This is a genomic window from Actinomadura sp. 6K520, from assembly GCF_004349245.1.
In the GTDB taxonomy this organism is placed as follows: domain Bacteria; phylum Actinomycetota; class Actinomycetes; order Streptosporangiales; family Streptosporangiaceae; genus Spirillospora.
In genome coordinates, this window is sequence record NZ_SMLC01000286.1 from 1 (window position 1) to 6,014 (window position 6,014).

Below are 6,014 nucleotides of genomic sequence, written 5' to 3' on the forward strand. Positions count from 1 at the left end.
GCTGGGCCTCCGGCATCGTGGGCTGGGGCGCGGTGGGCGCGGCCGTGGGCGGAGCCTGCGACGCCGGCGGTTGCGGGCGCTCCGGTTCCTGCGGCCGTTCCGGCTTCTCGGGCTTCTCGGGCTTCTCCGGCCGGTCCGGGACGGGGTGCCCGTACCGGAAGTACTCGTCGAGGTCCTCGGCGGGGACGACCTTCGCGCCCTTGGCGTCCGCCGGCATCTCCAGGATCCAGCCCGGCCGGATGAGGCTGGCGATCGTCAGGCGCGTCCCGTCCGGCTGCACGCGGCCCTTGTTGAGGGCGAAGATCTCCTTGTAGCGGCGCCCCTCGCCCAGGCACTTCTCGGCGATCTCCCACAGGCTCTCGTGGTGGCGGCCCTCCGGCGGCTGCACCCGGTAGATCTTCGCGGTCTCGGCCTTCCGCATCGGTTCCGCGGCGAGGTCCGCCGCGGCCCGGTCGGTGCCGGTGCCGGCGGTGCGCTCCGGCACGGTCGCGGCCACCGGGCGGAACTCCTGCGACTGGGTCTGCGCGGGCGGCCGCTGCGCCAGCCCGCCGGCCGACAGCGCCGGCATGATCGCGGTGGTGGCGGTGAACAGCAGCAGCGCGGCCACGACGAGCCGGTGCACCAGCGACTGCGTCCCGCCGGCGAGCGGCACCCGCGCCGGGACGCCGACGCCGCGGACGCCCGCGTAGACCTCGACGACCACGCACGCCGCGAACTGGAGCCAGGCGAGCCAGACCAGCGCGACGAGGACGCCGATGAGCGCGCCGGGCCCGATCCGCCGCGTGAGGTCCGACGTGGACGGCACCGTGTCCGGCAGCGGCGACCCGAACAGGAGAAGGAGCGCGGCCGGAACACCGGCCAGCAGCACGGCCAGCGCGGCGATCGCTCCGATGCCGGCGAGCACGTCACCCGCGCTGCGGTGCCTTCCGGGCCGCCTGCCGCCCCGGTCCGGAATCCGCTGCCCTTGCCGCGTCACCATCGCGCCCCCGCCGTTCGCCGGTCCCTGGACGTCGGACACATCGTAAGTCGGTTTCGGCCGGAGCTCACGGGTCGGTTCCTCCCGTGACGGGCCGGGCCGTCGCCCCGGACGTCATCCGGAACTCGCTGAGGCCGGGGATGATCCCGAGCAGCTGCGGCCGGACGGTGATCTGCACGTTCACCGCCACCTCCTGCTCGTCGGCGTCGCACTGCGACGCGGTGACCTGGTCGGGGTGGTCGGCGAGGAGGGCGCACGCCGCCGCCCGCGCCCGCGCCGGGTCGAGGACGGGCTCGCCGGTGTCCCGCAGGGCGTCGGTGTCGATCTGGTTGGCGCCCGCGCGGGCGGCCTGCTCGGCCATGTCGGCGGCACGCTGCCGCGCGTGGATGGCGAGCCCGCCGTCGACCAGGAGCCCGGCCAGGAGGAACACGATGGGGGTGAACAGCACCGTGTACAGCGCGATCGTGCCGCGGTCCCGGCCGCCGTCGCGGGGGGCGCCGCCCGCCGGGCGCTTGGTCATGGCGCGTCCTCTGGGTCTTCGGCGCCTCCCGCGTCCGTCCCGCGGTAGGTGAAGGTGTCGACGGGGGCGATCGCGTGGCCCTGGAGGCGCTTGGTGCCGGGCAGGCCGATGAACGACAGGTCGCCGAGGTCGACGTCGCAGGTGATCGTCACGCCGACCCGGCCGCCCGGTCCCCAGTCGGACACGTCGGTCGCCACGCTCGGCCCGCCCGCGCACCAGCCGGCGCCGGTGAGGCCGGCCGCGGCGGTTTCGGCGGCGAGGCGCTGCGCGGCCGGGGCGCTGCGGGCGATGGACGCGGCGCGCACCGCGTCCCGCGCGGCGCCGTCCACCTGGCTCTTGGCGTCCACCATCCGCCCGGCGCCGGCGAGGAAGAGCAGGAACCCGACGAAGAGGGGGGTGACCAGCACCATCTCCAGCGACATCGACCCGCGGTCCAGGGCTCTCATCAGCCGCCCCCCGGTTCGCACGCGAGACCGTCGCCGACGTCGGGCCGGAAGCACTCGATGGGGCCCTGGGACCGCTGCGACACGTGGAACTTCATGAACGGGACGACGGTCACCGCCTCGCCGCTGACCTCCACCCAGCGCTGGTCGCCGGACTCCCCCGCGCGGACGCTGAGGCCGCTCAGCAGCTCCGGCCCGATCTCGCGGACGTCCCCGGCGGCCTTCGCGGTCGCCGCGTCCTGCCAGCCGCCGCCGACGGGCGCGGTCCGCGCGACGCGGGCGCCCGACTGCGCCGCCGCGAGCGCGACGTGCCGGGCGTGGAAGACCATGGTGAACTGCACGACGACGAGCATCAGCAGGATGAGGACCGGCGTGAGCAGCGCCCACTCCATCGAGGACGCGCCAGAGTCGGACCCGCGCCCCGTCAGCCGGTGTTGATGGTGTTGGCCTTGTCGGTGACCTTCTTGGTGATGACCGCGCCGATCGTGATCGCGAGCAGCGCCAGGATCGCGGTGATGATCGCCCATTCGATCGCGGACGCGCCCCGGTCGCGCCGCTCGGCCGAGCGCAGCCGGGCGAGCCGGGCGCCGAGCACGGCGCGCAGGTAGACGACGGCCGGATCGTGCAGCGGGTTGTGCGGGCTCATAGCGGTACCTCCAGGTGGCCGTCACGGCGGCGGGGTCGGGGATCATGAGGCGAGCACCCTCATCAGGGCCGGGTAGGCCAGGAAGATCAGGAATCCGGCGCACAGGAACAGCTGCGCGACGAGCATCGACTGGGAGCGCTCGCCCGCCTTGCCCTCCAGCTCCGACAGCTCCCGGCTGCGCATCGACGCGGCGCGGGCGGCGAGGGACTTGCGGACCTGCGCGCCGTCGTCGGCGACGAGGGCGAGCGCGCCGGCGAGGTCGCGCAGCTCGGCGATGTCGAGTTCCTCGCCGAGCCGGCCGAGCGACTGCCACGGCGTCTGCCCGGTGATGCGGGCGTTGGCGAGCGCGTCGCGGATGCGGTGCATCGCCCAGCCCTCGCCGACGTTCGAGGCGGTCAGCAGCGCCTCCGGCACGCCGCGGCCGCCGGCGAGGTTCATCGAGACCAGGTCGAGGAACGCGCCGACGACGTGGCGGAAGTCCTGCCTGCGGGCCTGCGCCTCCTGCCGCAGCTGCATGTCGGGGAAGAAGAAGAACACCGCGGCGAACAGCACGCAGATCCACACCGGGACCGCGACGGACGAGCCGAGCCCGAGCAGCGCGAAGTACGCGGCGATCAGCGGGACGAACAGCAGCGCGGCGGCGGGCAGCAGGAACTTGGTGGCGAGGAACGCCTCCAGCGACCGCCCGGTGATCGCGAGGTCGGCGCGCACCGAGCGCAGCTTCCAGCCGCGCGACTCGCAGAACCGCGCCAGCTCCCGGCCGAGCCGGGCGCGCAGCACGCCGACCCGTTCCAGCGTCGGGGACGTGCCGCGCCCCGGTGTCCCCGCGCCGCCCGGCCGCCCGGTCTGCTGCTCCGCCGGGTCGCGGCGGCGGGCCGCGTCGAGCGCGGCCATCCGCGCGGCGAGGCCGGGACGCGCCGGGAACAGCGCCCGGACCAGCACGTACAGGCCGAGGCCGACGACGGCGCCGGCGATCATCGCGGCGTTCACGGGGCGGCACCCCCTCCCGCGTCCGTCGCGTGCCGCCCGCGCAGCGGCAGCTCCTGCGAGCCGCGCGTGCCCGGCGTGCCGCCCTGGCCGGGTGCGCCGCCGCCCTTCCAGCCCGCCACGGTGCTCGGCACCTCACCGGGCACACCGGGCTGGGCGGCCGGGCGCGGCTCGCTGAGGAACCGTCCGGGCAGCTCGTACTTCGACAGGCGGCGCAGCCACAGGAACGCCGCCCCGTACAGGGCGACCACGATGCACAGGACGAGCTGGCCGAGCAGGTCGTCGTACGGCTCGACGTAGGAGTGGTTGAACACGGCGAGGGCCAGCGCCGTCCCCACGGAGACGGCGACGACGATGCGGACGCTGCGCCGGGTGGAGCGCCGGTCGGCCTCCACGCGGCGCCGCATGTCCAGCTCGGCGCGGGCCGAGTTCGCGAGGGCGCTCAGCATGTCGCGCAGGCCGGGGCCGCGGAGCTTGGCGTTCAGGATCAGCGCGGCGATCACCAGGTCGGCGGACGGGTCGTCGATGTCGTCGGCGAACCGGCGCAGCGCCTCCGGCATCGGGACGCGGGTGTGCAGCCGGTCGACCAGGTTGCGCAGCGGCTGCTGCAGCGCCGGGGCGGCGGCGCGCTGCGACGCCGGGATCGCCTGTTCGAGGCCGACGGCGCCGGCGATCGTGTCGCGGAGCGACTCCGTCCAGCCGGCGAGGGCCTCCAGCCGCGCCATGCCGCGGCGCTCCTCGGCGGCACCGCCCACGAGGCCGTTCCAGGCGAGCACGAGCGCGGCGGTGCCGGCGGCGGCGATCGGCCAGCGCGTCACGACCAGCACGAGCACGCCGACGACGGCGGCGACGGCGGTGCGGGTGGTGAACGTCCGGACCAGGTCCTCGCGGCTGCGCCCCCGGGCCGGCCGGGTCCGCGGCGGCAGCCCGCGCAGCGCGACGAGCAGCAGCAGGAGCCCGCCGCCCGCCGCGGCGCCCGCGAGGATCGCGAGGAGCACGTCCGGCGCGTACATCAGCGCCCTCCCGGGTGACCCGCCGTGCGCCCGCCGTTCACCAGGCACCTCCGGACGGGTCGTAGCCGTGGTCGGCGAGTTCGCCGGCGCACGCGATCGGGGCGTTCGGCACCGCGAACCCGCCGGGCCCGAGGGCGAACACCTCCGACGACAGGACGCGCCCGTCCACGCCGGTGACCTCCCGGACGCTGGACACGTAGCGCCGCAGCCGGCCCCCGGAGGCGTAGTCGTTGCGCTTCTCCAGGAACACGACGAAGTCGATCGCGCCGGCGATCAGCATGTGGGTCGCCTCGACCGGCAGCCGCTCCTCCGACTGGATCGCGTACGTCGCGATGCGGTTGAAGACCTCCACCGACGAGTTCGCGTGGATCGTCGACAGCGACCCGTCGTTGCCCTGCGTCATCGCGTTCAGCATCGTGACGATCTCGTCGCCGAGCACCTCGCCGACGATCACCCGGGACGGGTTCATCCGCAGCGACCGGCGGACCAGCTCCGCCATCGTGATCGCGCCCTGCCCCTCGGAGTTCGGGAGCCGCTGCTCGAACGCGACGCAGTTGGGGTGCAGCTCGGGGAAGGCGTCCAGGCCGAGTTCGAGGGCGCGCTCCACGGTGATGAGCCGCTCGTTCGGCGGGATCTCGTTGGCGACGGCGCGCAGCAGCGTCGTCTTCCCCGCGTTCGTCGCACCCGCGATCATGATGTTCTTGCGGGCGCGGACGGCGGCGCCGAGGAACTGGCCGATCTCCTGCGTGAGGGTGCCGTTCCCGACCAGGTCGGCCAGGAAGACCTTGCCGAGGCGGGCCCGCCGGATCGACAGCGCCGGGCGGAGCGTCACGTCCATCACGGCCGACAGCCGGGAGCCGTCGGGCAGCCGCAGGTCGAGCTGGGGGTTCGCGGTGTCGAACGGGCGCGACGACAGCCCGCTGTAGGCGGCGAGGATCTGGATCAGCTCGACCAGTTCCTCGTCGCTCTCGGCGACCGGCTCGCCCATGACCTCGCGCCCGTCGGCGTAGCCGATGAAGACGCGGTCGCAGCCGTTGATGTCGATGTTCTCGATCTCGGGGTCCTCCAGCAGCGGCTGGAGCCGGCCGACCCCGAACAGCGCGGCGTGCACGCCGGCGGCGAGCGCCTCCTCCTCTTCGGCGTTCGGCGGGCGGCGCCCGGAGGTGATCTCGCCGCGGGCGAACTCCTCCAGCACCTGGCCGATGAGGGCGCGGGCGAACTGCCGCTCGTCCTCGCCGGACATCGGCGGCAGCCCGTTGGCGGCGTCCAGCCTGCGCTGCTGCGCCAGCCGGTCGCCGACCTCCTGGCGGAGGCGTTTGACGAGCGCGTGGTCCATCTAGCGCCTCCCCTCCTCCTGCCGCAGGCCCGCCGGCACCTGCCCCGGCGGCCGCTCGCTCGCCGGGGGCGGGGGGACGGGATGCGGCGGCGG

The 6,014-nt window shown here is 75.0% G+C and carries 7 protein-coding genes and 1 pseudogene; all 8 read right to left on the reverse strand.

Annotated elements, in window-relative coordinates; translation table 11 throughout:
- Window positions 1-1,018 (reverse strand): annotated as a pseudogene (locus E1289_RS35925) (hypothetical protein); the annotation flags it as partial.
- 25 nt (window positions 1,019-1,043) lie between these two features.
- Window positions 1,044-1,496, reverse strand: coding sequence for a pilus assembly protein TadG-related protein (locus E1289_RS35930; protein ID WP_131988370.1), 453 nt, complete (start codon window positions 1,494-1,496; stop codon window positions 1,044-1,046).
- Window positions 1,493-1,942: a TadE family protein gene (locus E1289_RS35935; RefSeq protein WP_243713415.1), complete on the reverse strand. Its 450-nt coding sequence runs from the start codon at window positions 1,940-1,942 to the stop codon at window positions 1,493-1,495. The genes E1289_RS35930 and E1289_RS35935 overlap by 4 nt, the downstream gene beginning before the upstream one ends.
- The gene (locus E1289_RS35940) at window positions 1,942-2,331 is read right to left on the reverse strand and encodes a TadE/TadG family type IV pilus assembly protein (protein WP_243713418.1); all 390 of its coding nucleotides are present in this window, start codon (window positions 2,329-2,331) and stop codon (window positions 1,942-1,944) included. The genes E1289_RS35935 and E1289_RS35940 overlap by 1 nt, the downstream gene beginning before the upstream one ends.
- A 32-nt stretch (window positions 2,332-2,363) precedes the next feature.
- Complete coding sequence (locus tag E1289_RS35945; RefSeq protein ID WP_131988374.1) at window positions 2,364-2,585, reverse strand: hypothetical protein; 222 nt, start codon at window positions 2,583-2,585, stop codon at window positions 2,364-2,366.
- A 42-nt stretch (window positions 2,586-2,627) separates the two neighbouring features.
- Window positions 2,628-3,575 carry a type II secretion system F family protein gene (locus E1289_RS35950; RefSeq protein ID WP_207929377.1) on the reverse strand — a complete coding sequence of 316 codons (948 nt, stop codon included), beginning with the start codon at window positions 3,573-3,575 and terminating at the stop codon, window positions 2,628-2,630.
- Window positions 3,572-4,585 (reverse strand): type II secretion system F family protein, encoded by a 1,014-nt coding sequence (locus E1289_RS35955; protein WP_131988376.1) that lies wholly within the window; start codon window positions 4,583-4,585, stop codon window positions 3,572-3,574. Before E1289_RS35955 ends, E1289_RS35950 begins: the two co-directional genes overlap by 4 nt.
- A 37-nt stretch (window positions 4,586-4,622) precedes the next feature.
- Entirely contained in the window at window positions 4,623-5,921 is a 1,299-nt protein-coding gene (locus E1289_RS35960; RefSeq protein ID WP_131988378.1) for an ATPase, T2SS/T4P/T4SS family, read from the reverse strand.
- Window positions 5,922-6,014 lie beyond the last annotated feature (93 nt).

What these genes read in the sequence shown, in the direction of transcription:
- E1289_RS35945 (WP_131988374.1), bottom strand. Translation starts at nt 2,585, where the DNA reads ATGAGCCCGCACAACCCGCTGCACGATCCGGCCGTCGTCTACCTGCGC.
- E1289_RS35930 (WP_131988370.1), bottom strand. Translation starts at nt 1,496, where the DNA reads ATGACCAAGCGCCCGGCGGGCGGCGCCCCCCGCGACGGCGGCCGGGAC.
- E1289_RS35955 (WP_131988376.1), bottom strand. Translation starts at nt 4,585, where the DNA reads ATGTACGCGCCGGACGTGCTCCTCGCGATCCTCGCGGGCGCCGCGGCG.
- E1289_RS35935 (WP_243713415.1), bottom strand. Translation starts at nt 1,942, where the DNA reads ATGAGAGCCCTGGACCGCGGGTCGATGTCGCTGGAGATGGTGCTGGTC.
- E1289_RS35960 (WP_131988378.1), bottom strand. Translation starts at nt 5,921, where the DNA reads ATGGACCACGCGCTCGTCAAACGCCTCCGCCAGGAGGTCGGCGACCGG.
- E1289_RS35940 (WP_243713418.1), bottom strand. Translation starts at nt 2,331, where the DNA reads ATGGAGTGGGCGCTGCTCACGCCGGTCCTCATCCTGCTGATGCTCGTC.